Source organism: Ramlibacter sp. bp-362, from assembly GCF_054956735.1.
In genome coordinates this window covers 284,721-309,715 of sequence record NZ_JBUDXE010000005.1, presented here as the reverse complement: position 1 = coordinate 309,715, position 24,995 = coordinate 284,721, and the positions used below count along the sequence as shown (strand labels likewise).

The window sequence follows — 24,995 nt, the reverse complement described above, 5'->3', positions numbered from 1 at the left end:
TCACCGGAAGAATCGGGACAACGAGGGAGAGTCGCCATGCCTGACCTGCAGCCGCCCGTGCCGCCCGCCACCACCGTGCCCGCCTCGCCGGCGGCCGTCGACGCCCTGCCCGGCGACGACGCCGATTTCGCGCTCGGTTGCGAGTGCGCCGATCCCGTGCTCCAGATCGAGCGCTGGATGCAGGAAGCGCGCGCGGGCGCCTGACCTTCGCTTGCCGGTCGTGCTCCTACAAGGGGATCCACGATCGGCGCACGCGGCGCGGCGCGGCGCTTGCCTAAGCTGGGTTTCCTTTCGCCCCGTCGTGCCATGAAAGAACCTTCACGCGCATCCCAGGACCCGGCCCGCAAGGCGCCCGAAGGCTCCGAGTTCCTCGACTCCCTCAAGAAGGGCCTGCTGATCGGCGTCGCCCTGCTGGCGGTGGCGCTGCCCCTGCACGTTCTGCAGAAGTGGCGCGCCGCGCCGCAGCAGCAGCCCCCGCAGGTGGCCGTCGCGCCGCAGGCGCAGGCGCCGCAAGCGCCGGCGCAGCCGCCCGCGCAGGCGGCTCCGCAGCCCGTGCCCGGCATCCGCCTCGCGGACTTCAAGGGCGAGCAGCCTTCGCCGGATGCGCGGCTGGTGGCCAACTGGGTCGCCGCCACGCACGACAACGGCCGCAAGGGCTTCGTGATCGTCGACAAGAAGGACGCGCGGGTCTACGTGTTCGCGCCCGACGGCAAGCTGAAGGACAGCGCGCCGGCGCTGCTCGGCTCGGCCCGCGGCGACGACAGCTTCCCCGGCATCGGCGACAAGCCGCTGGACCAGGTGCGGCCCGAGGAGAAGACCACGCCGGCCGGCCGCTTCGTGGCCGAGCCGGGCCGCAACGCGAGCAACGAGGACATCGTCTGGGTGGACTACGACGTCGCGGTCTCCATGCACCGCATCCGCCCGCTGGTGGCGAGCGAGCGCCGGCTGGAGCGCATGGCCACGCTCACCACCGACGACAACCGCATCTCCTTCGGCTGCATCAACCTGCCCGTGCGCTTCTACGAGAACGTGGTGAGCCCCACCGTCCTGAAGGAGGGCGCGATCATCTACGTGCTGCCCGAAGTGAAGACGCCGCAGGAGGTGTTCGGCGCCTACGACGTCACGGACCCGATCCAGGTCGTCGCCGCCCGCAAGGAGCAGTCGGAGCGCGCGGCCATGCGGAAGGTCGCGCTGCATCCCGCGCGCTGAGCGCGGCTTTACCTGCCCCCGACTTGCGGCCCAACGGCCGCGCTTGCTAGCATCGCCCCCGGCCGAGCCATCCTGGCTCGGCGCAAAGAGGGGACTCGGATGCTGGATCGACGCCGGTGGCTGCGCCTTGCAGCCGGCAGTACGGCAGGGATCGCGCTGGCGGCGCTGGCGCAGCCCGGAAAGGGCCTGGACAAGGATTTCATCGCGGCGCGGCCGTCGCCGCAGGCCCGCGAACTCGTGGCCTGGGCGCTGCGCAGCGGCGACGCGAAAGGGCGGCCGTTCGCCGTGGTCGACAAGCGCGGGGCGCACATCTACGTGTTCCACGCCGACGGCCGCCTGGCCGGCCATTCACCCGCGCTCCTGGGCAGCACCGTCGGCGACCAGACGGTGCCGGGCGTGGGCCTGCGGGCGCAGACGGGCGACGTCGGTCCGGACGAGCGCACCACCCCGGCCGGCCGCTTCGACGCGGTGCCCGGCAGGAATGCCAAGGGCGAGCACGTGGTCTGGGTGGACTACGACAGCGCCTTCGCCATCCACCGGCTGCGGCCCGGCTTCAGCTACGGACCGCGCGCCACGCGCCTCGCGAAGGCCGACGCTGCGGACATGCGCGTGTCCTGGGGCTGCGTCGTGGTGCCGGTGGCGTTCTACCGCGGGGTGGTCGAGCGGGTGCTGGGCAAGACCCGCAGCGTCGTCTACGTGCTGCCGGAGGACGGCCCGCTGCGGGCGGTGTTCCACAAGATCGCCTGAGGCCAGGATCGGCGGCAGTTGACCTGCCGCAAGTCCGGCGCCGCGCGCAGCGCGCATCCTTGGAAGGCAAACCCAAGGTGATGCTCCCATGCGCGCTTCCTCGCTCCGCCTGTTGGCCGCCGCCCTGCTGGCCGCGTCCCTGCCTCCGGCGTGGGCCTCCGACGATTGCGACGCGCCGCCCGAGACCTGGCAGCCGCGCAGCGCCGTGCACGCGCTCGCCGAGCGCCAGGGCTGGAGCGTGCGGACGCTGAAGATCGACGACGGCTGCTACGAGATCAAGGGCCGTGACGCCGAGGGCCGGCGCATCAAGGCCAGGATCGATCCGGCCACGCTGCAGGTCCTGAAGCTGAAGCGGGAGCACGCCGACCGTCGCTCAACCTCCCGGGAGAACAAACCATGAAGAACGCATGGCCCCTCGTCGCGGCCGCGGGCGCGCTCGCGCTGCCGTCCCTCGCGTCCGCACGCCAGCTCACGCTCGAAACCCAGCTGGGCGCCTACGGCGGCGACGGCGCCTACGTCGCCATCTGGCTCGCCGACCGCGGCGGGCGCTACCAGCGAACGATGTGGGTGGCCGCGCCCAAGGCGAAGTACTGGCGCCACCTGGGCGACTGGTACCGCGCGACCGGCGGCACGGCCAAGGTGGACGGCGTCAGCGGCGCCAGCGTCGGTGCCGGCAAGACCTTGCGCGTGAGCGTCGATGTCGCCGACGCCCTCATCGACGCCGGCTACGAGATCCACATCGACACCGCGGTGGAGAAGATGAAGGACAACCCATCCGAGGTCGTCGTGCCGCTCACCGCGGCCGGCGCCGGCAAGCCCGTCGCGGGCCGCGGCTACGTGAAGTCCTTCCGCTACACGCTCTGAGGCGCGACGGGCCACGATGCTGCGCAGTCTGCATTCGCTTCCCGGGCTGGTCGCCGGCCTCCTGCTGGCGCTGGTCGCCCTGACCGGGTCGCTGCTTTCGGTGTTCCCGGCACTGGAGCATGCGCAGGCGCCGGACGCCGGCGCGACCAGCGTGGCCACGCTCGCGGGCCGCGTGCAGGAGCGGCTGCCCGGGCTGGAAACCCTCGTGCGCGAGCCTTCCGGAACGATCGTCGCCTACCACGTGACCGGCGCGGCGCAGGAGGCGGCGATCGTCGATCCCGCGACCGGCGCTTCCCTCGCGCCCTGGCGGCCCTCGGCGTTCCAGCGCTGGATGCGGAACCTGCACCGCAAGCTCCTGCTCGGCGACGCCGGCCGGATCGCCACGGGCGTGACGGCCGCGGCGATGCTGCTCATGGCGGTTTCGGGCCTCCTGCTGCTGGCGCGCCGCATGGGCGGCTGGACGCGCCTGTTCGCCCCGGTGCGCGGCAACACGCTGCAGAAGCTGCACGACGAGACCGCGCGCGTGGCGCTGGCGGGCCTCGTGCTGTCCGGCGCGACCGGCGTGCTGATGTCGCTCGCCACCTTCGGCCTGCTGCCGGAAGGCGGCGGCGCGGATCCCTTCCTGGACGTGCAGCCCACGGCCGCGACCCGCATCGCCCTGGAACGCATGCCGGCCTTGCAGGAGATCGAGGTGTCCCGCCTGGTGCAGCTCAAGCTGGCCGCCGCCGGCGACGCGGCCGACGTGATCGAGCTGGAAACGGCCGACGGCAGCGGCGCGATCGATCCCGCCACGGGCCGCTGGCTCTCGCACGCCGCGCCCGATGCATGGCAGCGCCTGCACGCGATCGTGCGCATGCTGCACACGGGCGAGGGACTCTGGTGGCTGGGCCTGCTGCTGGGCGCCTGCGCGCTGAGCGTGCCGCTGCTGGCCGTGACGGGCACGCTGATGTGGCTGCAGCGGCGCGCCGCGCGGCCCCGCGTCGCCGGCAACGCGCCGGCACGCGACGCCGACACGGTGCTGCTGGTCGGCAGCGAGGGCAACACCACCTGGGGCTTCGCCATCGCGCTGCACGACGCGCTCACGGCCGCGGGCCGGAAGGTGCACACGTGCAGCATGAACGAGGTGGCAGCCGGCTATCGCAACGCGCGCCGGCTGCTCGTGCTGACCTCGACCTACGGCGACGGGGATGCGCCGGAGAGCGCCCGCGGGTTCCTCGCCGCGCTGGCGAAGATGCCCGCCGCCGCCAGCATGCCCTTCGCGGTGCTCGGCTTCGGCGACCGGCAGTTCCCGCATTTCTGCGGCTACGCGCACGCCGTCCACCAGGCGCTGGTGGCCCGGGGTTTCACGCCGCTGCGCGCTCCCGGCACGGTGGACCGGCAGTCCGGACCCGAGTTCCGCGTCTGGTGCGAGGGGCTCGCGCAGGTGCTGCAGGTCCCGCTGGAGATCCGCTACACGCCGCTGCTGCCGCGCACGACGACGCTGGAGCTGGTGTCGCGCACGGACTACGGCGCCGATCCCGAGACGCGCACCGCCGTGCTGCGCTTCGTGCCGGCGGCGGACGCGAAGCGGACGCGGCCCTGGCGGCGCGGCGGCCTGCCGCGCTTCGAGACGGGCGACCTGCTGGGCGTGCTGCCGCCGGGCGGCGGCGCGCCGCGCTACTACTCCCTCGCGAGCGCCGCGTCCGACGGCGTGGTCGAGATCTGCGTGCGGCGCCAGCCCGGCGGCGCGTGCTCGACGCACCTCACGGCCCTGCAGCCCGGCGCCAGGATCGAAGCCTTCGTGCGGGCCAACGCGGGCTTCCGCCCCGCCGCCGGCGCGGCGCCGGTGGTGCTGGTGGGCGCCGGCACCGGCATCGGGCCCCTCATCGGCTTCATCCGCCGCAATCCGCCGCAGCGGCCCATGCACCTGTACTTCGGGGCGCGCAACGCGGACGACGGCTTCCTCTACGGCGACGAGCTCGCGGGCCTGGTGGGCCAGCGCCGCCTGCGTTCGCTGAACACGGCGTTCTCGCGCGCCGCCGACAAGGCCTACGTGCAGGACCGGCTGCTCGCGGATGCGCCGCGGCTGCGCGAGCTCGTCGCGCAGGGCGCGCAGGTCCTCGTCTGCGGCGGACGCGCCATGGCCCAGGGCGTGGCGGCGGCGTGGGAAGGCATCCTGGCCGGCACCGGCCTGTCGCTCGCGCAGCTGCGCGCGCAGGGACGCTATGTCGAAGACGTCTATTGACTGGCTGCCCGGCGTGCGCCTGAACGATTGCCGCACGAGCGGCCCGACCATGGGCACGCGCTACACCGCGCGCTTCCATGCGCCCGCCGGCAGCGACGTGCAGGGCATCGCCGCCGCGCTGGCGACCGCCGTCACGGCCGTCGACGACCAGATGTCCAACTGGAAGCCCGATTCCGCGCTGTCGCGCCTGAACCGCGCCGAGCCGGACACGTGGGTCCCGATTCCCGCGAACCTGGCCACCGTGCTGCTGCGGGCCGTGGAGATCGGGCGCGCGACGGGCAACGCCTTCAACATCGCCGTGGGCGGCCTCGTGGGCGCGTGGGGCTTCGGCCCGGCCGGGCCGATGCGCGAGGCGCCCGAGCCGCGGCCGTGCCCGCCGCCAGCCAGCGTGCTGGAGGTCGACACCAGCGCGAACCGGGCCCGCAAGCACGGCCCCCTCGCGCTCGATCTCTGCGGCATCGCCAAGGGCTTCGGGGTGGACGAGCTCGGGCGCGTGCTGGACGGCTTCGGCATTGGCTCCTGGCTCGTCGGCATCGACGGCGAGATGCGCGCCCGCGGCGCCAAGCCGGACGGTCGCCCCTGGGCCATTGCCGTGGAGGCGCCGGACGCGGGCCACCGCGGCGCCTTCGCCGCGGTCGAACTGCAGGATGGGGCGGTGGCGACTTCGGGCGACTATCGCCACTGGAGGGAGGTGCATGGCCGGCGCGTCTCGCACACGATGGATCCGCGCACGGGTGCGCCCCTCGTTGCCGGACTCGCGTCCGTCACGGTGCTGGCGCCGCGCTGCATGGACGCGGACGCCTGGGCCACCGCGCTGATGGTCCTCGGGGCGGAAGCCGGAGCCGAACACGCGCGCCGCATGGGCCTGGACGCCTTGTTCCTCGCCCGGTCGCCCGGCGGGCTGCGGGCGAGCGGGACGGGCTGCTTCGCGGACGCCTGACGCTCAGGTCAGGATCCGCGGCCCTTCCGGGGTGACCACGCAGCCGCTGATGCGCCACTGGTTCTCCGGGGTGCGGTTCAACAGGTAGGTGAGCGTCCACGACGAGCCCTCGTCGTCGCTCAGGCGCACGCGCTGCATGGCGATCGTGCCGTCGGTCTCAGGCTTGAGGAACAGCATGCTCGTGGGGTGCAGGAGCATCGGGTACTGCTCGCGCACGGTGGCGAGGAAAGCCTCGGCGGTGCCGAACTGCGTGCGCAGGTCCTGGTCCGCCAGGGCGAAGGCGTGCATCGCGTCCTGGGAGGCGAGGGCGCTGAGCTGCTCGCGCACGACCTGCTGCACCACCTGCGTGCTGGCCGCCGGCGCGGGGCCGCCGGGCACCTGCGGCGGATCGGACGCGTAGACGGCGCCCATCAGGACGGCGCAGAAGACCAGCGACCAGGCGGTGGCGGGGCTGCGCCAGGCGCTGCGGCGGCGCGGCAGGGTGAAGGCGGCGGGGACGGGAAGGGTCTGCACGGATCGGTCCTCAGGCGGGATGGCGCGGTGCCATGGCTTGCGTCACGGACAGGGCCGGCGGCTGGAGCGCCGTGCCCGCGAGCCCGCCTTCCGCCCTGGCCTTCAGCTGCATGCTGGCCGCGGCCAGCGCGATGCCGACCAGGGTGAAGATGCGCATCATCAGCGGGCTCATCGGGCTCTCTCCGGAATTCGGGTGGTCACTGGCGCCTAGCGTAGGCCGGTGCGGGCTCGACACGCTGTAGGTGGAGGGCGCCGCACGGCGTCCGCAAGGGGAACCAGCCGGCCCACTGGACAATGTTCTCGCTGATCGCCTGCGGAAGCGAAGAGCCCGATACCTGTCGTCGTAGCGCGGGACCGGCTGGCTTTGCAGGATTGGAGTGCTTGCGGCCGGGTTGCCTCCGCAGGCCATCCACGCGAGCGCCTGTAGGCGCTGCCCGGCACGGCTTGTGGGAGCCCGCGGGCGCCTAATCCCCGAGGAGGATCGCGAGCCCGCCGTCGGGCTCGAAGCGCTTGTTGCGCCAGGACAGGCGCGTGGGCCCGGGCAGCACCTGCTGGCCTTGCGAATGCCAGGGGTCGCCCGGGTAGCACAGCACGCGCACGCCGTCGACGTCGCGCGGCTCGGGCCGGATGCAGGGCGGGCGCCGGGCCGCCGCGGCTTCGAGCACGCTGGCGACGCTGCGGTGCCGCGCCAGGTGCGTGAGGCTCATGATCTGCGGCGGAGCGAGCGCGATCAGGCCGTCCCAGTACTGGCGCAGCGCCGCGCGCGGCGGCAGCCACAGGCTTTCGGTCGCCTCGTGTTCGTCGTGCCCCGGCGCCTGGCCCGGCGGCACCGTGGCGACGAAGAAGCGCGTGTCGAAGCGCTTGCGGGCCACGCTGCTGAGGGTCGGTGTGACCCATCGGGACCAGGGCTGCAGCGCACCGGCGTGCAGGCGGAGGTCGCGCGGGCCCAGCAGTTCGTCGAAGTGCGGTCCCTGGCGCAGCGCGGCCCAGGCTTCCCGGGCCTGCGCCGGCGTCGCGTCGGCGAACAGCAGGCCGGTTTCCTCGAACACTTCGCGGATCGCGGTGACGAACAGGCCCGCGGCCTGCGCCGGCGCCAGCTCCGGCTCCCCCAGGAGCGCATGCAGTTCGGCTGGCGGCCGGTCCAGCCGGTCGACCCAGTGCGCGTCCTCGGGATCGACCTTGCCGCCCGGGAACACGTAGGCCCCGCCCAGGACCTCCGACTGGCCGTGCCGGCGCAGGAGGAAGACCTCGATGTCCTCGCCCGCGTCGCGCAGCAGCACCACGGTGGCCGACGGCGCCGCCGGTCCCTCGTTGACGATCGTGTTCAGCTCCATCCTCGGAGGCTAGCAGAGCGGGAAGGCCTTATGCTCGGGCCATGCACGATTTCAGCGAAGCCATCTCCCACGCGCTCGCGCACGAAGTGCGCTGGCCCCGCGACCCCGCCAGCGACCCCGCCAACTGGGGCGTGCACCACGTCGACCCGCCGCCGTGGAACCGGCTGCGCGGCCCGGTGCACCCGCGCGGCGGCGTCTCCGGCGTGATCCGGGTGCGCGGCGAGGAGGTCGCCTCCTGGGGCGAGCCGGACCGGGCGGACCTGACCTTCAGCGTCGCGAAGACCTACCTCGCGCTGCTCGCCGGCCTGGCGCATGCGCGCGGGCTGATCGGCGACCCCGACGAGCGCATCTCGGAGCGGCTGCCGGGCATCGGCTTCGACGACCCGCACAACCGCGACATCACCTGGGCCCACATGCTGGAGCAGACCAGCGAGTGGCAGGGCACCTGCCTGGGCATGCCCGACCAGGTGGAGCACCACCGCCACGTCTCGCACGATCCCAAGCCGGCGCAGGGCCGCAAGGGCGACAAGCGCGAGCTGCAGCGGCCCGGCACGTATTGGGAATACAACGACGTGCGCATCAACCAGCTCTCGCTGTCGCTGCTGCACCTGTTCGGCCGTCCGCTGCCCGAGGTGTTCGAGGAAGCGGTGCTGCGGCCGCTGGGCGGCGGGCAGGACTTCCGCTGGATGCCCTACGACGATGCCTGGGTCGAGATCGGCGGCAAGCGCCTGCCCTCGGTGCCGGGCGGCAGCCACTGGGGCGGCGGCGTGTCGATCAGCGCCCGCGACCAGGCGCGCATCGCGCAGCTGCTGCTCGATGGCGGCGTGCACAAGGGCGAACGCCTGCTGCCCCAGGCCTGGATCGAGCGCATGCAGCAGCCCTGCGCCGTGGCGCCCTTCTACGGCTGGCTGACCTGGCTGAACCGCAAGGGCGCGATGTTCGCGGACGCTTCGCCGGAGAGCTGGTTCATGGTCGGGGCCGGCGGCCACTACGTGTGGATCGACCCCGCGAACGAAGCCGTGGTGGTCGTGCGCTGGCTGGACGGGGCGCACAGCCCCGGGTTCGTGTCGCGCGTCGCGCGCGCCTTCTAGCTGGGGTTCGGGCTGCGCCGCTCACCGCCAGCCTACGTCAACCGCCGCGGCTGCGCAGGCGTTCCTCGATCAGCTGCCGCGTCGCCTTCACCTCGCTCGCGAAGGGGCTCTCCGGATCGTCGGCGCGGCGGATCAGCGCCAGCGCTTCGCTGTTGTGGCCCTGGTCCGAGAGCGTCTGCGCGAGGTTGTTCAGCACGATGACCGATTGCGGATTGCGCTGCAGCGCCGTGCGCAGCACGCCGGCGGCCTCGTCGAGCGCGCCCTGCGCGTGCAGGTGGTTGGCGAGGCCCACGGCCGCCGGCAGGCTGTCGGGCCAGCGCGCGAGCGCGGTGCGGTAGGCCTGCACGGTCGCCGCGAGGTCGGGCCCGCGGGCCAGCCCCAGCAGCGCCTTGAGCCAGTGTTCCTCGGTCGCCGTGGCCGCGATGCGGTCCGGCCGCATCACCACCATCGCCCAGTAGTCGCCCGCGAGCCAGGTGCGTTCGAAATAGGAGAAGGGCATCTCCTGGCGCATCTGCAGACCGGAGCGCAGGTAGATCGTGCCGGTGCCGTAGTCGAAGCCGTTCACCACGGCGTAGTGCCACTCGGGCAGCACGAGGCCGACGTCCTGCAGCACGATCACGGGGTTGCCCGCGGCGACCTCGCGCAGCAGGTCGGCGTAGCTGGGCGCGAGCTGGTAGCCCACCAGCCCGTGGCGGCGCGGCGCGGCGAGCATCTCCAGCTGCAGGCTGCCGTGGCGCGACGGCAGCCACACCTCGTCCACCAGCGACTGCGGCGAGACGGGCACGCCGCTGTAGTTCATGGCCATGGCCAGCGCGGCCGGGCCGCACTGGTATTCGTCCTGGGGGAAGAACGGCACCTGCGCCAGTTCCACCTGGCGCGGCACGCCGGCGGGCCAGCCGGTGCGCAGGCCCACCGTCTGCGGGATCAGCGTGCCGCAGCCCGCAAGCAGGAGCACGGCGGCCCACAGGGTGAACCGCCGTGCGAGGGAAAGGGAGAAGCCGATGGCGTTGTCCTGCATCCGGCTCCTTTTACGTCCGGATCGCGTAGTACCAGATCAGCGCGGCGATCAGCACGATGGCGACCCAGCCCCAGGTGCTCACGCCGGCCGCCGGCGCCGACTGGATGTCCTGCGCCATCGCATGCACTTCCTGCTCGGTCATGGTCTTCACGCGGGCGCGGGCCGCGACCGGATCGACGCCCATGGCCTGCAGTTGCGCGACCACGTCGGCGCGGTCCAGCGTGCTCAGCAGCATCGCGCGTTCGCCGGCGGGCTGCGCGTCCGCTGCCTGCTCGGCGCCGATCAGCCCCGCGTGCGCCGTCTGGAAGGACAGGGCGAGCAGGGGGACCACCAGCAGGCGGCACGTCGTTCTCTTGAATGCGGGATTCATGATGCGCTCCTTGGTTGTGGACACCGGCCCGGCGGACCGCCGGAACGCGGAGCACGATTTACGCACGCACGAGACGGCCACGGTGATGAGCCCCCGGGAGGCGAAACATCTTGGTACAAGTATTTCCGGACGTGTTCGCGCCCGCACCCGACGCGGCATGAGGCGGCAGGCCTACAGCCGACCTGCGCGGCCGCCGGTGCAATGGCGCGAGTATCGCGAGGAGAACCCGATGATCGTCCGATGGATCACCCTGCTGGGCGCGGCCGCGCTGCTGGCCGCCTGTTCCGCCCCGCCCACGTATTCCACCGCCCACCAGCAATGGGACGGCGGCGTGTGGAACAGCGTGCTCGGCTACGTCGGCCCCGACAACGTGCGCGTGACCGGCGGGCCGTCGCGCTGACCGCAGGGGCGCGCGGGGGTCGCGCCCTCATGGCCGGGCAGGGCAGAATGCGCCCATGCCTGCCGCCGACTTCTCCCGGGGCGCCGCGTGGCAACGCGGCGAGTACGTGCCGATCGCGCAAGCGAGCGTGCCCCTCACCGACTGGGGCTTCCTGCGCTCGGACGCCGCGTACGACGTGGTGACCGTCTGGGACGGTGCCTTCTTCCGGCTCGATGCGCACCTGGAGCGCTTCGCCCGCAGCTGCGCGCGCTTCCGCCTCGACCCGGGCCGCACGCGCGAGGAGATCGCCGAGGTGCTCGCGCAGTGCGTGCGCCTCGCGGGCCTGCGCAGCGCCTACGTGGAGATGCTGTGCACGCGCGGGCAGCCGCCCTGGGGCTCGCGCGACCCGCGCCAGGCCGTCAACCAGTTCTACGCCTTCGCGGTGCCCTACGTGTGGATCGCCAACGAGGAGCAGCGCCGGCGCGGCCTGCACGTCATCGTGAGCAGCGTGCAGCGCATCCCGCCGGCCAGCGTCGATCCGACGGCCAAGAACTACCACTGGAACGACATGACCATGGGCCTGCTCGCGGCGCTCGACGCCGGCGGCGACACGGTGCTGCTGACCGATGCGCAGGGCAACGTGGTGGAAGGCCCGGGCTTCAACGTGTTCGCCGTGAAGGACGGCCGGCTCGTGACGCCCCGCGAAGGCGTGCTGGAAGGCATCACGCGCCGCACGGTCATCGAGATCGCGCAGTCGCTGGGCATCCCGGTGGAACTGCGCGCGCTGCCGGCCTCCGAGCTGCGCGGCGCCGACGAGGCCTTCCTCAGCACCTCCGGCGGCGGCGTGCTGCCGGTCACGCGCGTGGACGGCCGGCCGGTGGGCTCGGGCCAGCCCGGCGCGCTCACGCACCGGCTGGCCGAAACCTACTGGGCCTGGCACCGCGATCCGCGCCACGCCACGCCGGTCGCATACTGAAGCGGCTGCTCAGGCCTGCGGCGGCAGCCCTTCCGCCACCACGTCCGGTTCGCGCCGGATCGTCTCGCGCTCGCGGTGTTCGCGCCGGTCGAGCTTGCCGAAGGCGTGGTCCAGCGCGTGCGCGAGCTTGTCGGCGGCGCCGCGGAAGGCCAGGTTCTGGTCGGGCGCGAAGTTGGTCACCGCGATCGGCGCGCGGCCGTTGATCCTCGCCTCCATCATGCAGCGCTTGTCGACGCCGCCGCCCTTGGCGGCGTGGTTCTCGTCGCTCATCTGCACCTCGATGCTGGTGATGTCCTGCTCGAAGCGCGCCAGCTGCTCGCCGAGGTACTCGCTGGCCCAGCGCTCCAGCGCTTCCTTGTTCTCGATGTCGTTGGAGGTGTTGACTTGCACTTTCATGTGGTTTCCTTTCAGCGTCTCCCCCCATGCTGCGGACGGCCGGGCTGGACGCAAGTCGGACGGCGACCCAAGCCGTGTCGGACAGGGCTGGCCGGCCGGGGACAGGTATGCTGGCGCCCGCAAGGAGAACTCATGCTGGACGTCATCGAGGCGGAGTCGGGGCCGGACCCCACCGCCACCATCCTCATCCTCCACGGCCTGGGCGCCGATGGCAACGACTTCGTGCCGGTCGCGCAGGAGCTCGAGCTGGACGCGATCGGTCCCGTGCGCTTCGTGTTCCCGCACGCGCCGGTGATGCCGGTGACCATCAACAACGGCTACCGCATGCGGGCCTGGTACGACATCCTGTCCTTCGACGCCGACGCGCCGCAGGACGAGGCGGGACTGCGGCGCTCGCAGCAGCTCGTCGAGGCGCTGATCGCGCGTGAGAAGGAGCGCGGCATCGCCGCGGACCGCATCGTGCTGGCCGGCTTCTCGCAAGGCTGCGCGATGGCCCTGCTGACGGGCCTGCGCCATCCGGAGCGCCTCGCGGGCATCGCAGGCCTTTCGGGTTACCTGCCGCTGGCCGCGACGACCGGCGCGGAGGCCGCGGCCGCCAACCGGCAGACGCCGATCTTCCTTGCCCATGGCACCCACGACGAGGTGGTGGGGCTCGAGCGCGCCGAAGCCTCGCGCGACGCGCTGCAGGCGCTGGGCTATCCGGTGGAGTGGCACGAGTACCTGATGGGACACGCGGTCCATCCGCTGGAGATCGCGGAGCTGAACGACTGGCTCGCGCGGGTGCTGGCACCGCGCTGACGGCCGGCGCGCCGGCTCCAGCCCAACCCTGATGTGCGCGGCGGGCCGGGCCGCGACAATGGTCCCTCACCCGAGGAGAAACCCTTGAACGCACCCGCCGCCCACGCCGCGCTGATGACCGGCGACGACTACCGTGAATCGCTGCGGCGCCTGCGCCCGCGCGTGTTCGTCGACGGCCGGCAAGTCGAGTCCATCGCGGACGACCCGCAGCTGCAGCCCGGGATCAACGCGATCGCGCTGACCTACGACTACGCGCACAAGCCCGAGCTGGCGCCCCTGATGACCGCCGTGCAGCACACCAGCGGCAAGAGGGTCAACCGCTTCACCCACATCGACGCCAGCGCGGGCGACCTGCTGAACAAGCTTGAGGCCGTGCGCATCGTCTGCCAGGAAACGGGCTGCGCGCAGCGCTACCTGACCCACGACGCCCTCAACGCGATCGGCCAGGTGGCCGCGCGCATCGACGACGCGAAGGGCTCGCGCGAGCACACGGAGCGCTTCCTCGCCTACCTGCACCGCGTGCAGGACCAGGACCTCGCGCTGGGCGTGGCGATGACCGACGCCAAGGGCGACCGCAGCCGGCGCCCGCACGAGCAGGCCAACCCGGACGCCTACGTGCACGTGGTGGAGCGCAACGCGCGCGGCATCGTGATCTCGGGCATCAAGGCGATCGTGACCGCGGCGCCGTACGTGCACGAACTGCTGGTGATGCCCTGCCGGAACATGGGCGAGGCCGACGCGGACTTCGCCGTGTGCTGCGCGGTGCCGCTGGACGCGGAAGGCCTCACCATCGTCGCGCGCCCCGCCGGACGCCCGGGCGAGAAGGTCGAACACGGCGAGGCGCTGTTCTCGCGCAAGTACGGCCAGAGCACCGGCGTGTGCCTGTTCGACCGCGTGTTCGTGCCCTGGGAGAACGTGTTCTACGCCGGCGAGTGGGAGCACAGCGGCCACCTGACCTACAGCTACGCGACGCACCACCGCCAGACCTGCATCGCCGCGCGCGCCGGCTTCGGCGACCTGCTGATCGGCGCCGGCGCGCTGATGTGCGAGGCGAACGGCTTCGATCCCGGCGCCGAGTCGCACCTGCGCGAGCAGATGGTGGAGCTGATCCGCATCACCGAGGGCTTCTATGCCTGCGGCGTCGCCGCCAGCGTGTACGGGCGCGCCGACGAACACAGCCGGACCTTCATGCCCGACCCGGTGTTCGCCAACATCGGCAAGCTGCTGCTGGCCAACCAGGTCTACGAGATGCACCGCATCGCCCACTACGTGAGCGGCGGCCTGGTCGTGGCGCTGCCCGGGCCGGACGAGGACCACAACCCGGAGACCGGTGCGCGCCTGGCCGACGTGCTGCAGGCGAACCCGCAGGTGCCCTACGACAAGCGCATCCAGGCGGCCCGCTTCATCGAGGACCTGACCGCCGGCTACCAGGGCGGCTGGTACAGCCTGATCAGCCTGCACGGCGGCGGTTCGCCCGCGGCCATGAAGCAGGAGATCTGGCGGCACTATCCGGTGGGCTCCAAGGTCGAACTGGTGGAGCGCCTGCTGGAACGCGGGGTGCTGCACGACCCGGCGCGCCCCATCACCCGCAACCGCCAGCCGGGCAGGTGCTGCGACATGGGCTGCAGCGCGCCCGGACAGCCGGTCATGGTGGACCTGCCGGCGCCGCGCCGCGGCTAGCACAAGCGCCTTGATCCGCGGCAAGCAGGGTTGCGGCAAAGGTGCTAACTTCGAAGCGGAAGACACGGGCGAAGACCACAACAAATCCATGAGCAAACTGCAAGAAGCCTTGAGCACGCTGGCGCCCGCGCGGCTGCGAGGCATCCGGCGCGGCATCGAGAAGGAGAGCCTGCGCGCCACGGCCGACGGCGCACTGGCCATGACGCCGCATCCCGCGGCGCTGGGCTCCGCGCTGACCCACCCCCACATCACCACCGACTACAGCGAGTCGCAGCTGGAGCTGATCACCGGCGTGCACGCCAGCGTGGAGCAGTGCCTGGAGGAGCTGACGCAGGTCCACCAGTTCACCTACCGGGCGCTGGGCGACGAGCTGATGTGGGTGGGCAGCATGCCCTGCATCCTGCCGGCCGACGAGAACATCCCGATCGGCCGCTACGGCGCCTCGAACGTCGGGCGCGCCAAGAGCGTGTACCGCATGGGCCTGGCGCACCGCTACGGCCGGCGCATGCAGACCATCTCGGGCATCCACTACAACTGGTCGCTGCCCGGCGTCAGCGACGCGCAGTACTTCGGCCTCATCCGCAACTTCCGCCGGCACGCCTTCCTGCTGCTGTACCTGTTCGGCGCCTCGCCGGCCGCGTGTTCCAGCTTCGTGGCGGGGCGCAAGCACGAACTGCAGACGCTTTCGCCCGGCACCGTCTACATGCCCTACGGCACCTCGCTGCGCATGGGCCGCCTCGGCTACCAGAGCGAGGCGCAGGCCAGCCTGGCCGTGAGCTACAACAGCCTGGAGGGCTACGCCGCCTCCCTGCACGAGGCGCTCACGCGCCCCTACCCCGCCTACGAGAAGATCGGCATCGTCAATCCCGGCGGCGAGTACAACCAGCTCGCCACCAGCCTGCTGCAGATCGAGAACGAGTTCTACGGCACGATCCGTCCCAAGCGCGTGATCCGTCCCGGCGAGCGCCCGCTGCACGCGCTGCGCGAGCGCGGCGTCGAGTACGTCGAGGTGCGGCTGATGGACCTCGACCCCTTCGTGCCGGTCGGCATCAAGGCGCAGACCATGCGCTTCCTCGACATCTTCCTGCTGCACTGCCTGCTGTCCGAGAGTCCCGAGGACACGCCGCAGGAGATCGCCGCGCTGGGCCGCAACCAGCATCGCACCGCGGCCTTCGGCCGCGACCCCGCCGTGATGCTGGAGCGCCAGGGCCGCGAGGTGCGGCTGGTCGACTGGGGCGCGGAGATCCTCGCCGGCTGCGGCCCGATCGCCGCGATGCTCGACGAGGTGCACGCCACCACCGACTACGGCGACGCGCTGCGTGCCGCCGAGGCGCTGCTGCAGGACCCGGACATGCTGCCTTCGGCGCGCGTGCTGGCGGCGCTCGCGCGCGACCACGACAACAGCTTCGCGGCGTTCACGCTGGCGCAGTCGCACCTGGCGAAGTCGCGGCTGCTGAAGCTGCCGTACGTCGCCGCCGTGCATGCGCGCCTCGAAGCGCTGGCGCGCCAGTCGGTGGAGGACCAGGCCGCCGTCGAGGCCGCCGACAGCCTGCCGTTCGAGCAGTATCGCCAGCAGTACATCTCGCCGGAACGCCTGGGCCTTTCCCAGGCCGCCGTCGCGCCGGCGCTCGCGGCCGTCTGAGTCGTCCTCGCGGAGGCAGGGACGCGGAGGCATTGAGCCCCGCCCGGGGCCTTGGCGTAGTGCCACGCTTCCCCCTCACCCCAGCCCTCTCCCCAAAGGGGAGAGGGAGAAAATCGGAGGGGAGGGGGAGGAAGTCCGCGAGAGCGGCACGGTGGAAGCGCCGGGATGAGGCAGTCCGACTGGGCGAAATCAAGGAGGAGAGAGCGGCCCGAGCCGCAGGCGTAGGGACGCGCGGGGGACATTCGCCAAGGCGGACTGCCTCATCCCGGTGCGAAGCCGAAGGCACCTCTCGGCATGTCACACACAACGACGAAGACACTGAGCCGGTTCTGGCAGCTCGCCTCGCGGTCCTGCGAGAAGGAGCGGGAGTCTTCGACTGCAGGGCCGAAGGCAGCTCTGCGCGTGTACGGAACCATCCCGACGTTTCCAAGAAGAAGCGGCCCCGCAGGGCCGCTTCTGGAACGCTCCGGGTCCCCGCCTGCGCGGGGATGGCCAGGGTGCGTCAGGCTTCCTGGAAAGCATCCTCGCGCGTCTTGCGGATCGACGGCAGCGCCACGATCCCCAGCAGCACCACGGTGGCGATCAGCAGGCTGGCCGACAGCGGGCGCGTCACCAGGGTGCTGAAGTCGCCGCGCGACAGCAGCAGGGCGCGCCGCAGGTTCTCCTCCATCATCGGGCCGAGGATCAGGCCCAGCAGCAGCGGCGCGCATTCCATGCCGCAGCGCATGAACACGTAGCCCGCCACGCCGAAGGCGGCCGTCACGTACACGTCGAAGACGTTGTTGTTGATCGAGTAGATGCCGATGCAGCAGAACGCCAGGATCGCCGGGTACAGGAAGCGATAGGGCACCTTCAGCAGCTTGACCCACATGCCCACCAGCGGCAGGTTCAGCACGATCAGCATCGCGTTGCCGATCCACATGCTGGCGATCAGGCCCCAGAACAGGTCGGGGTTGCTGGTCATCACTTGCGGGCCCGGCTGGATGTTGTGGATCGTCATCGCGCCCACCATCAGCGCCATCACCACGTTTCCGGGAATCCCCAGCGTCAGCAGCGGGATGAAGGAGGTCTGCGAGCCGGCGTTGTTGGCCGCTTCCGGGCCGGCCACGCCTTCGATCGCGCCCTTGCCGAACTCTTCCGCCCGCTTGGAGAGCTTCTTCTCCAGCGTGTAGGCGGCGAAGGACGAGAGCGTCGCGCCGCCGCCGGGCAGCATGCCCAGGACGGTGCCCAGCGCCGTGCCGCGGGTGGCTGCAGGCAGCATGCGCTTGAAGTCCGCCTTGGTCGGGAACAGGGTGGTGAGCTCGTTCAGGAAGGTCTGGCGGTGCTCGCGCTGCTCGACGTTGCTGATGATCTCGGCGAAGCCGAACACACCCATGGCGATCGCCACGAAGTTGATGCCGTCGGTCAGTTCCGGGATGTCGAAGGAGTAGCGGGCGACGCCGGAGTTCACGTCGGTGCCCACCAGGCCGAGCGCCAGGCCGACCAGGATCATGCCGACCGCCTTGATCAGCGAGCCGGAAGCCAGCACCACGGCACCCACCAGGCCCAGGACCATCAGCGAAAAGTACTCGGCCGGGCCGAACTTGAAGGCCAGCTCGGACATCGGCGTGGCGAAGGCCGCCAGCACGAGGGTGGCGAAGCAGCCGGCCAGGAAGGAACTGATGCCGGCCGTGGCGAGCGCCACGCCCGCGCGGCCCTGGCGCGCCATCTGGTAGCCGTCGATCGCGGTCACCACCGAGGACGATTCGCCCGGCAGGTTGACCAGGATGGCCGTGGTCGATCCGCCGTAGGCCGCCCCGTAGTAGATGCCGGCCAGCATGATGAGCGCGGCCACCGGCGGCAGCGCATAGGTGATCGGCAGCAGCATGGCGATCGTCGTGCTGGGGCCGAGGCCGGGCAGCACGCCGATGAAGGTGCCCAGCAGGCAGCCGATGAAGCAGTACATCAGGTTCTGCAGGCTCAGCGCCGTTTCGAACCCGAGCGCGAGGTGGGAGATCAGGGTGTCCATGCGAATTCAGCCGATGAAGTCGGGCCAGAGCGGCATCTGCAGGTGGATGCCGTAGATGAAGACACCGATGCAGAAGGCGACGAGGAAGACGGAATTGAGGAATGCGCTGAGCCACTTGAACTCGTGGCTCGCCCGGCTGGAGACCATCACCAGCACGAACATCGAGATCACCAGGCCCAGGTGCGGCAGCAGCAGACCGAACAGGACCACGCCGCCCAGGACCCACGCCAGCGAACCGAGTTCCGGACGCTTCACCTTGTCCTCGGACGCGTGGGGGTGGACGGCATTCATCGCGGTGATGATCCCGACGATGGCGAGCAGCACGCCCACCGCGAACGGGAACCAGCCCGGCCCCATGCGGGCCGCCTCGCCGATCTTGTAGTTGAGAGCGCCCAGCGCGAAACCGGCGCCGCCGACGATGTAGATCACGCCGGCGGCGAAATCCTGTTGATTGCGGATGCGAAACTTCATTGCATCTTGTCTCCGGATGTGTTGGCGAATCGCGGTTTATATCATGCTGTGAGGTAAGTACATTCCCGGGGGCGGGATGCCCGGGACGCTGCCCGGTGTACATTGCCGCCGGGCTGAAGAGAAGAACGGGGGGACGCAGCGGATGGATGCGAGGAAGGAGCGGTCGCTGGACAAGGCGGGGCTGGAGCTGCAGTCGCAGTTCCGCTACGAGCTGCGGCGTTTCCTGCGATTCGGCGAGGACGTCGCCCGCGCCGCCGGCGTGACCGCGGTGCAGTACCACCTGATGCTGCACACGCAGGCCTTCCCCGGTCGCGACTGGGCCAGCATCGGCGAGCTCGCCGAGCGCCTGCAGACCCAGCCCCATGGCGTGGTCGCCCTGGTGTCGCGCTGCGAGGACGCCGGCCTGGTGCGGCGCCAGCCCAACAAGCAGGACGGCCGGCTGGTGGAGGTGCACCTCACGGCCAAGGGCCGCCGCCTGGTCGGCGTGCTGGCGGCGGAGCACCAGGCGCAGCTCGGCGCGCTGGCGGTGGTCACGGCCGCGGCGCGCGCGAGCGCCGCGGGCCGGGCCTGAAAGGCCGCCGGCAGGGGCCGGGCCGTCGGCATACAATGCAGGATTCCTCAGAGAACCGCATGGCGAAGGAAGAACTGATCGAAATGAACGGCCGCGTGGCCGAGATCCTCCCGGATTCGCGCTACCGCGTGATCCTGGACAACGGCCACGAGCTGGTCGCCTACACCGGCGGCAAGATGCGCAAGAACCACATCCGCATCATCGCCGGCGACATCGTCAGCCTGGAACTTTCGCCTTACGACCTGAGCAAGGGGCGCATCATGTTCCGCCACCTGCCCAACCGCAACACGACGGGCGCGCCGCCGCAGCACCGGCGCCGCTGATCTCCCGGAAAAAAAGCGGCCGCGGGCCGCTTTTTCCTGCGTCCGGGGCCGCCCTACAAGGTCGCCGGTCGCGTCGGCGCGAACGAATCGCCGCCCTGCGTGTGCCGCTTGATGTCCTCGTCGCGCACGGCCAGCAGCTTCTCCAGGTCGGCGCGCACCTCCCCGGGCGAACGCGCCAGCACCACGGGCCCTTCGATGATGTCCGCCGGCTTGGTCTCGTGCGGCTGCGTGTCGGGCTGCCGCGGCGGCGGCGCCGTCCACGAGCCCGGATGCGGCAAGGGCGGGCACTCGCTGGTGTCCGCCAGGGCGAACTGCCAGGAGAAGCCCATCAGCCAGTCGGCCGAGCCGGGGTCCAGCACCAGCAGGCGCTGCTGGAATTCCTTTTCCAGGGCGGGGCCGTGCAGCATCAGGCGCGGCTCCCAGACGCGCACCAGGAAGCGCACGTGGATGCCCTGTTCGCGGCGGGGGCTGTTGGTGCGCAGCATGTCGGCCGACAGCCAGGGCTGCGGGATGCCGTTGCGCGACAGGGTCTCGCGCAGCACCAGCTTCAGCAAGTCCTTGCGCACCGAGTGCACGGAGCCGCCGGCCATCTGCGAGGCGACGAACTGGGTGCTGTTGGGGCCCGTGCGCGAGTTCGGGCCCGGGCGCGAATGGCGCGCGCCGGCCGAAGCCTCCTTCTTCCCCGTCAGGAAATCCAGCATCCCCATGGTCGCTCCGTGTGTTGTTGTGGTCCACGCGGCAGCGGGACTTGTGGTGCTCGACGCAAGCAGTGAGCTCCCCGAGTGTTGCAGAACGTAGCGGCCGCGCGTCCCCGATCCGCCGGGACGCCGCCCGGAGGCGACGGGCGGCAGGGTCGGTGTGCGCTACATTCGCCCGTTTCGGGGAAAGGACCACGATGGCATTGGATTTCACGGGCCGGGTGGCGATCGTGACCGGCGCCGGCGGCGGGCTCGGCCGCCAGCACGCGCTGGCGCTCGCGGCGCGGGGCGCCCGCGTGCTGGTGAACGACCTGGGCGGCGCGGTGGATGGCTCCGGCGGCTCCGCCACGGCGGCGCAGCGGGTGGTGGACGAGATCCGCGCTGCCGGCGGCGAGGCGATCGCCAACGGCGCATCGGTCACTGACTTCGCGGCCGTGCAGGCGATGGTGCAGCAGGCGGTGGACGCCTGGGGCCGCGTCGACGTGCTGGTGAGCAACGCCGGCATCCTGCGCGACAAGAGCTTCGGCAAGATGGACCTGGCGGACTTCCGCCTGGTGCTGGACGTGCACCTCATGGGCGCCGTGCACTGCTGCAAGGCCCTGTGGCCGGTGATGACGCAGCAGAAGTACGGGCGCATCGTGCTGACCACGTCGTCCTCGGGCCTGTACGGCAACTTCGGCCAGACCAACTACGGCGCGGCCAAGATGGCGCTGGTGGGCTTCATGCAGACGCTGGCGCTGGAGGGCATGAAGCACGACATCCGCGTCAACTGCCTCGCGCCGACCGCGAGCACGCGCATGACCGAATCGCTGTTCCCGCCGGACATGCTGGAAGCCCTCGTCCCCGAGGCGGTGGTGCCCGCGATGCTGGTGCTGGCCGCGCAGGACGCGCCCACGCGCACGACGCTCTGCGCCGGGGCGGGCGCCTTCGAGGCGGCGCATGTGACGCTGACGCAGGGTGCCTGGATCGGCACGGGACCCGATGCGCCGGAGCAGCTGCAGGCGCGGCTGGACGCGGTGCGCGACCGCCGCGGCGAGACGGTGCCCGCCAGCGGCGCGGAGCAGGGCGCGAACGAGATGCGCCTGGCGCGGGGTTCGTAGGCTGGCGGTGAGCGCGCAGCGCGAACCCCAGCGTCGCGCGATCAGTTGATCAGCGCGTTGAGGATCAGCCCGGTGGTCAGCGCCACCAGCAGGAATTCGCCGTCGACGTTCACCCACTGCTGCCCGTACGGCGGCGCGTACAGCCCCGGGTAGGCCTGCCAGTTGCTCACGTAGTAGCCGTGGTTGCGGTACTGGTAGGGCAGGTAGCCGCCGCGGTGGAAGCGCTGGTGCCGCGCCGGCTGGACGTAGCGGTAGGTCGGGGCGCGGTACTGCGGCGTGACGATGCGGTAGCCCTGGTTCCAGTTGCGGTCGTGCCGGCGGTCGTCGCGGCGGTCGTGGCGTCGATCCTGGCGCGCATCCCGGCGATCGTGGCGCTGCTCCACGCGGTCGTTGCGGTCGCGGCGGTTGTGGTCGCGCCAGCCCTCGGCCGAGGCGATCGTGCTGAAACCGAAAGTACCAGCCAGCACGGCACAGACGATGGCGGTTGACTTCATGGTGTGACTCCTTCTGTTGGAGTCCATGGTGCGCCGCCGGCTTGTCCCCCGCGCGAAGCCCGTGCAGCGCTGCGGCAAAGCTCTGTAAGAGGATGTGCCGGGGACTCCGTTTGGCAGAGGCAGGGCGGCCGCCCGCCCACCAGAATGGGCCCGTTCCCGGAGATCGCGACATGCCGACCAGCGTGCTCATCGTCGAAGACGAACCGGAATTCATGCGCCGGTTCACCCAGGCCGTGCTGCTGGATCCCGGCCTGGCCCTGGCGGGCTGCGCCGGCACGGCGCGCGCGGCCATCGCCATGCTGGAGGCGCAGCCGCCCGACGTGATCCTGGTGGACCTCGGCCTGCCCGACATGAACGGCGTGGAGATCATCCGCCACGCGGTGCGCATGCAGTGCGGCTGCGATGTCCTGGTGGTGACGATGTTCGACGACGACCAGCACGTGCTCGACTCCATCGAGGCCGGCGCCGCCGGCTACCTGCTGAAGGACGCGCTGCCGGAGAGCATCGTCGCCAGCATCCGCGAACTGCGCGGGGGCGGCTCGCCCATCAGCCCGGGCATCGCCCGCCGCATCCTCGACCGCTTCCGCCTCGCGCTGGCGCCCGCGCGTTCCCCCGCGCCGGCTCCGGCACGCACCGCTGGCAGCGCCGATTCGCCCCTCACGGAGCGCGAAACCGAGCTGCTGCGCCTCACCGCCAAGGGACTGAGCTTCGACACCATCAGCGAGCTCATGGGCATCTCGCCGCACACCGTCGTGGCGCACGTGCGCAAGATCTACCGCAAGCTCGCGGTGCACTCGCGCGGCGAGGCGGTGTACGAAGCCACCCAGCTGGGGCTGCTGTGAACACCCTCGCGCGGGCGGTCCTGCGCTGGGCCGCCGCCTCGCTGCTCGCCCTGGCCGCGGCAGGGCCCGCGGCCGCCGCGGTGCAGGAGATCGCCCAGGCGCGCATGCTCGCCGACCCGGCGCGCACGCCGCCCGAGGCTTCCGGCGCGTGGCAGGACGTGCGGCTGCCGGACCTGTGGCGCAAGTCGCGCCCGCGCGCGACGCCGGCCGCCGCCTGGTACCGCATGGACTTCGAGCGCCCGGCGGAAGAGACGCAGCCCTGGGCCGCGTTCTTTCCCTATCTCTACGACGGCGGCGAGGTGTGGCTCAACGGCGCGCTGGTCGCGCAGGTCACGGAGAACGACGCGCGGCGGCACGTGCGCTGGACGCGGCCGCACCTGGTGTCGCTTCCGCCCGCGCTGCTGCGCGCCGGCCGCAACGAACTGCTGCTGCGGGCCGCGCAGCCGCCGGCGGGCGCCTCGCTGCGCATCCCGCGCGTGCGCGTCGGCCCGCTGGAGGAGGTCGCCCCATTGCAGGCGCGGCGCTTCTTCTGGCTCAGCATCACGCCGCAGATCACGGCGGCGGTGTGCCTGCTGGTGTCGCTGGCGGTCGGCTCGATCTGGTGGCGGCGCCGCACCGAAGTGATGTACGGGCTGTTCGCGCTCGCGGTGGCGCTGTGGGGCCTGCGCACGCTCACCTTCGTGGTGGAGATCGTCCCGGTGGCGGTCTGGCCCTGGTGGCGGCTGGTCGTGCATTCGGCCACCGGCGGCTTCATCGTCGCGATGACGGCGCTCGCGTGGCGGCTGGCCGGCATCCGCCAGCCCTGGTTCGAACGCGCGCTGTTCGGCTATTGGCTGCTCGGCCCGCTGTGGCTGCTCGCGCAGGGCGCGGCCGCGGAGCCGCTGGTCAACCGCTGGTGGATCGGCGGCTTCCTGCCGATCGGCGCGACCATCGTGGGCGTCTCGGTGTGGTCGCTGGTGCGCCGGCGCACGCTGGAATCGGCGGCGCTGCCGGTGACGATGGCCATCGCGGCCCTGGCCGGCATGCACGACTACCTGATCGCCTGGGACCTGCACCCCGACATCGCATGGCTCGCGCCCTGGACGGCGCAGCGCTTCCAGCTGATGCACCTGTGCGCGAACTTCGTGCTGGTCGCCATGGGCGGCATGCTGATGGCGCGCTTCGTGCGGGCGCTGCGGGCGCTGGAGGACCTGAACCAGACGCTGGAGACGCGCGTGGCCGACCGCGAACGCGAGCTGGCCGCCAACTACCTGCGCCTGTTCGCGCTGGAGCGCGAGCAGGCCGCGGGGCAGGAGCGGCAGAGGATCATGCGCGAGCTGCACGACGGCCTGGGGTCGGGCCTGTTCGTGTCGCTGTCGCGGGTGGAACGTGGGGAGATGGCGCCGGCGGAGATCGCGGGCGCGCTGCGGGGCTGCATCGCGGAGATGCGGCTGGCGCTGGACACGCTCGCGCCGCAGGAGCAGGATTTCCGCTCGACGCTCGGGAACTTCCTGTTCCGCTGGCGCAGCCAGCTGCTCGCCTGCGGCATCCGCCCCAGCTGGGACATCGCGGTGCCCGACGAGGCGCTGCAGCTGTCGCCGCACGCGGCGCTGCAGCTGCTGCGGGTCGCGCAGGAGGCGCTGACCAACGTGGTGAAGCACGCCGGCGCTTCCAGCGTCGACGTGCAGCTGCGGGTGCGCGATGGCCAGCTGGAGCTGGTCGTGCGCGACGACGGCATCGGCGCGGCCGGGGTCGGTGACGACTCGGCCGGCCGCGGCCTGAGCAACATGCGCACGCGCGCGGTGCAGCTCGGTGGACACGTGCACGTGCACGGCGGCTCGGGCGGCACGCGCGTCACGCTGCAGGTGCCCCTGCAGGCGGTCTGCGCTTAGCGCGCGTTGCGGGCGAACTGGCGGGCGCCGGCGGGCTGCGTGGCGGCCAGGTAGGCCGAGCCGCTGTCTTCACCGGTCATCGCGGCCACGGCCTGGCGGCTGGCCAGGTAGTCGGCGCGGACTTCGGCGCGGCTGCGCTCGCTCTTGAACGTCGTCAGCGGGTTGTACGAGATGGACCAGGGGTTCACGCCGGTCGGGTTCGCGGGCACGGCCTGCGCCTGCGTGCGGCTCGGCTGCGTGGACGCCACGGATTGGCCGTACTGGCCGGACAGGTCGGGCGTCTCGGCCTGGACGGCAAAGGCGGCGACGGACAGGACGGTGGCGAGGACGAGGCTGGAGCGGTTCATGGTGCTTTCCTTTCGGTGTTTGCGTTGCGATGGAAGAACTTTATTGGCTTCTGATCGCGCAAAAAACAGCACGACAAACAAGTCGTCAT

Annotated in this window: 29 protein-coding genes; 18 read left to right on the top strand and 11 right to left on the bottom strand. The window is 71.7% G+C overall.

Annotated elements, in window-relative coordinates; translation table 11 throughout:
- The first annotated feature begins 36 nt into the window (after positions 1-36).
- The 7 genes from ACY0MJ_RS09445 to ACY0MJ_RS09415 all read left to right on the top strand — a co-directional run bounded on the left by ACY0MJ_RS09445 (position 37) and on the right by ACY0MJ_RS09415 (position 5,984).
- Positions 37-204 carry a hypothetical protein gene (locus ACY0MJ_RS09445; protein ID WP_462638142.1) on the top strand — a complete coding sequence of 56 codons (168 nt, stop codon included), beginning with the start codon at positions 37-39 and terminating at the stop codon, positions 202-204.
- A gap of 102 nt (positions 205-306) precedes the next feature.
- Positions 307-1,209 carry a hypothetical protein gene (locus ACY0MJ_RS09440; protein ID WP_462638141.1) on the top strand — a complete coding sequence of 301 codons (903 nt, stop codon included), beginning with the start codon at positions 307-309 and terminating at the stop codon, positions 1,207-1,209.
- Between the two features lie 99 nt (positions 1,210-1,308).
- Positions 1,309-1,956: a L,D-transpeptidase gene (locus ACY0MJ_RS09435; protein ID WP_462638139.1), complete on the top strand. Its 648-nt coding sequence runs from the start codon at positions 1,309-1,311 to the stop codon at positions 1,954-1,956.
- Between the two features lie 88 nt (positions 1,957-2,044).
- A complete protein-coding gene (locus ACY0MJ_RS09430; RefSeq protein WP_462638138.1) occupies positions 2,045-2,356 on the top strand; it encodes a PepSY domain-containing protein in 312 nt (103 codons plus the stop codon).
- Positions 2,353-2,820: a DUF2271 domain-containing protein gene (locus ACY0MJ_RS09425; protein ID WP_462638137.1), complete on the top strand. Its 468-nt coding sequence runs from the start codon at positions 2,353-2,355 to the stop codon at positions 2,818-2,820. Before ACY0MJ_RS09430 ends, ACY0MJ_RS09425 begins: the two co-directional genes overlap by 4 nt.
- A gap of 16 nt (positions 2,821-2,836) precedes the next feature.
- Complete coding sequence (locus tag ACY0MJ_RS09420) at positions 2,837-5,044, top strand: PepSY domain-containing protein (RefSeq protein WP_462638136.1); 2,208 nt, start codon at positions 2,837-2,839, stop codon at positions 5,042-5,044.
- Positions 5,025-5,984 carry an FAD:protein FMN transferase gene (locus ACY0MJ_RS09415; RefSeq protein WP_462638135.1) on the top strand — a complete coding sequence of 320 codons (960 nt, stop codon included), beginning with the start codon at positions 5,025-5,027 and terminating at the stop codon, positions 5,982-5,984. The genes ACY0MJ_RS09420 and ACY0MJ_RS09415 overlap by 20 nt, the downstream gene beginning before the upstream one ends.
- A gap of 3 nt (positions 5,985-5,987) precedes the next feature.
- Here ACY0MJ_RS09415 and ACY0MJ_RS09410 read toward each other — a convergent pair whose 3' ends face one another.
- The 3 genes from ACY0MJ_RS09410 to ACY0MJ_RS09400 form a co-directional block, all read right to left on the bottom strand.
- On the bottom strand, positions 5,988-6,497 hold the full coding sequence (locus ACY0MJ_RS09410; RefSeq protein ID WP_462638134.1) for a DUF4864 domain-containing protein: 510 nt from the start codon (positions 6,495-6,497) through the stop codon (positions 5,988-5,990).
- A gap of 10 nt (positions 6,498-6,507) precedes the next feature.
- Positions 6,508-6,669, bottom strand: a complete 162-nt coding sequence (locus ACY0MJ_RS09405; protein WP_462638133.1) for a hypothetical protein — start codon at positions 6,667-6,669, stop codon at positions 6,508-6,510.
- Between the two features lie 292 nt (positions 6,670-6,961).
- Complete coding sequence (locus ACY0MJ_RS09400) at positions 6,962-7,831, bottom strand: NUDIX hydrolase (protein ID WP_462638132.1); 870 nt, start codon at positions 7,829-7,831, stop codon at positions 6,962-6,964.
- A gap of 41 nt (positions 7,832-7,872) precedes the next feature.
- On the opposite strand from ACY0MJ_RS09400, the gene ACY0MJ_RS09395 reads away from it, so the two are divergent.
- Positions 7,873-8,922: a serine hydrolase domain-containing protein gene (locus ACY0MJ_RS09395; RefSeq protein WP_462638131.1), complete on the top strand. Its 1,050-nt coding sequence runs from the start codon at positions 7,873-7,875 to the stop codon at positions 8,920-8,922.
- Positions 8,923-8,959: 37 nt separating this feature from the next.
- On the opposite strand, the gene ACY0MJ_RS09390 is transcribed toward ACY0MJ_RS09395, so the two are convergent.
- Together ACY0MJ_RS09390 and ACY0MJ_RS09385 are read right to left on the bottom strand one after the other, a co-directional pair.
- Positions 8,960-9,940, bottom strand: coding sequence for a PA2778 family cysteine peptidase (locus tag ACY0MJ_RS09390; protein ID WP_462638130.1), 981 nt, complete (start codon positions 9,938-9,940; stop codon positions 8,960-8,962).
- 10 nt (positions 9,941-9,950) lie between these two features.
- Positions 9,951-10,310, bottom strand: coding sequence for a PA2779 family protein (locus ACY0MJ_RS09385; RefSeq protein ID WP_462638129.1), 360 nt, complete (start codon positions 10,308-10,310; stop codon positions 9,951-9,953).
- Positions 10,311-10,539: 229 nt separating this feature from the next.
- Between ACY0MJ_RS09385 and ACY0MJ_RS09380 the strand changes: the two genes are divergently transcribed.
- Entirely contained in the window at positions 10,540-10,710 is a 171-nt protein-coding gene (locus ACY0MJ_RS09380; protein WP_462638128.1) for a hypothetical protein, read from the top strand.
- A 55-nt stretch (positions 10,711-10,765) separates the two neighbouring features.
- Complete coding sequence (locus tag ACY0MJ_RS09375) at positions 10,766-11,665, top strand: aminotransferase class IV (protein WP_462638127.1); 900 nt, start codon at positions 10,766-10,768, stop codon at positions 11,663-11,665.
- Between the two features lie 9 nt (positions 11,666-11,674).
- Here ACY0MJ_RS09375 and ACY0MJ_RS09370 read toward each other — a convergent pair whose 3' ends face one another.
- Entirely contained in the window at positions 11,675-12,061 is a 387-nt protein-coding gene (locus ACY0MJ_RS09370) for an HPF/RaiA family ribosome-associated protein (RefSeq protein ID WP_462638126.1), read from the bottom strand.
- 132 nt (positions 12,062-12,193) lie between these two features.
- On the opposite strand from ACY0MJ_RS09370, the gene ACY0MJ_RS09365 reads away from it, so the two are divergent.
- From ACY0MJ_RS09365 to gshA, 3 genes are all read left to right on the top strand, one after another.
- Positions 12,194-12,859: an alpha/beta hydrolase gene (locus ACY0MJ_RS09365; protein ID WP_462638125.1), complete on the top strand. Its 666-nt coding sequence runs from the start codon at positions 12,194-12,196 to the stop codon at positions 12,857-12,859.
- A 114-nt stretch (positions 12,860-12,973) separates the two neighbouring features.
- Positions 12,974-14,539: a 4-hydroxyphenylacetate 3-hydroxylase family protein gene (locus ACY0MJ_RS09360; protein ID WP_462638190.1), complete on the top strand. Its 1,566-nt coding sequence runs from the start codon at positions 12,974-12,976 to the stop codon at positions 14,537-14,539.
- Positions 14,540-14,627: 88 nt separating this feature from the next.
- Positions 14,628-16,181 carry a glutamate--cysteine ligase gene (gene gshA / locus ACY0MJ_RS09355; protein WP_462638124.1) on the top strand — a complete coding sequence of 518 codons (1,554 nt, stop codon included), beginning with the start codon at positions 14,628-14,630 and terminating at the stop codon, positions 16,179-16,181.
- 502 nt (positions 16,182-16,683) lie between these two features.
- Here the strand turns inward: gshA and ACY0MJ_RS09350 are convergent.
- Both ACY0MJ_RS09350 and ACY0MJ_RS09345 read right to left on the bottom strand, forming a co-directional pair.
- Positions 16,684-18,189 carry a tripartite tricarboxylate transporter permease gene (locus tag ACY0MJ_RS09350; protein ID WP_462638123.1) on the bottom strand — a complete coding sequence of 502 codons (1,506 nt, stop codon included), beginning with the start codon at positions 18,187-18,189 and terminating at the stop codon, positions 16,684-16,686.
- Between the two features lie 6 nt (positions 18,190-18,195).
- A complete protein-coding gene (locus ACY0MJ_RS09345) occupies positions 18,196-18,660 on the bottom strand; it encodes a tripartite tricarboxylate transporter TctB family protein (RefSeq protein ID WP_462638122.1) in 465 nt (154 codons plus the stop codon).
- 142 nt (positions 18,661-18,802) lie between these two features.
- Between ACY0MJ_RS09345 and ACY0MJ_RS09340 the strand changes: the two genes are divergently transcribed.
- Together ACY0MJ_RS09340 and infA are read left to right on the top strand one after the other, a co-directional pair.
- Complete coding sequence (locus ACY0MJ_RS09340; protein ID WP_462638121.1) at positions 18,803-19,231, top strand: MarR family winged helix-turn-helix transcriptional regulator; 429 nt, start codon at positions 18,803-18,805, stop codon at positions 19,229-19,231.
- Between the two features lie 59 nt (positions 19,232-19,290).
- Positions 19,291-19,554 (top strand): translation initiation factor IF-1, encoded by a 264-nt coding sequence (infA, locus tag ACY0MJ_RS09335; protein WP_462638120.1) that lies wholly within the window; start codon positions 19,291-19,293, stop codon positions 19,552-19,554.
- A gap of 53 nt (positions 19,555-19,607) precedes the next feature.
- Here infA and ACY0MJ_RS09330 read toward each other — a convergent pair whose 3' ends face one another.
- A complete protein-coding gene (locus tag ACY0MJ_RS09330; RefSeq protein ID WP_462638119.1) occupies positions 19,608-20,261 on the bottom strand; it encodes a hypothetical protein in 654 nt (217 codons plus the stop codon).
- A gap of 188 nt (positions 20,262-20,449) precedes the next feature.
- Here ACY0MJ_RS09330 and ACY0MJ_RS09325 point away from each other — a divergent pair, with 188 nt between their 5' ends.
- Positions 20,450-21,352, top strand: a complete 903-nt coding sequence (locus ACY0MJ_RS09325) for an SDR family NAD(P)-dependent oxidoreductase (protein ID WP_462638118.1) — start codon at positions 20,450-20,452, stop codon at positions 21,350-21,352.
- Positions 21,353-21,393: 41 nt separating this feature from the next.
- On the opposite strand, the gene ACY0MJ_RS09320 is transcribed toward ACY0MJ_RS09325, so the two are convergent.
- The gene (locus ACY0MJ_RS09320; RefSeq protein ID WP_462638117.1) at positions 21,394-21,846 is read right to left on the bottom strand and encodes an RcnB family protein; all 453 of its coding nucleotides are present in this window, start codon (positions 21,844-21,846) and stop codon (positions 21,394-21,396) included.
- A gap of 170 nt (positions 21,847-22,016) precedes the next feature.
- Between ACY0MJ_RS09320 and ACY0MJ_RS09315 the strand changes: the two genes are divergently transcribed.
- The gene (locus ACY0MJ_RS09315; RefSeq protein WP_462638116.1) at positions 22,017-22,688 is read left to right on the top strand and encodes a response regulator; all 672 of its coding nucleotides are present in this window, start codon (positions 22,017-22,019) and stop codon (positions 22,686-22,688) included.
- Entirely contained in the window at positions 22,685-24,559 is a 1,875-nt protein-coding gene (locus tag ACY0MJ_RS09310) for a sensor histidine kinase (protein ID WP_462638115.1), read from the top strand. The genes ACY0MJ_RS09315 and ACY0MJ_RS09310 overlap by 4 nt, the downstream gene beginning before the upstream one ends.
- On the opposite strand, the gene ACY0MJ_RS09305 is transcribed toward ACY0MJ_RS09310, so the two are convergent.
- Positions 24,556-24,906: a hypothetical protein gene (locus ACY0MJ_RS09305; protein WP_462638114.1), complete on the bottom strand. Its 351-nt coding sequence runs from the start codon at positions 24,904-24,906 to the stop codon at positions 24,556-24,558. The genes ACY0MJ_RS09310 and ACY0MJ_RS09305 overlap by 4 nt on opposite strands.
- Positions 24,907-24,995: the final 89 nt, after the last annotated feature.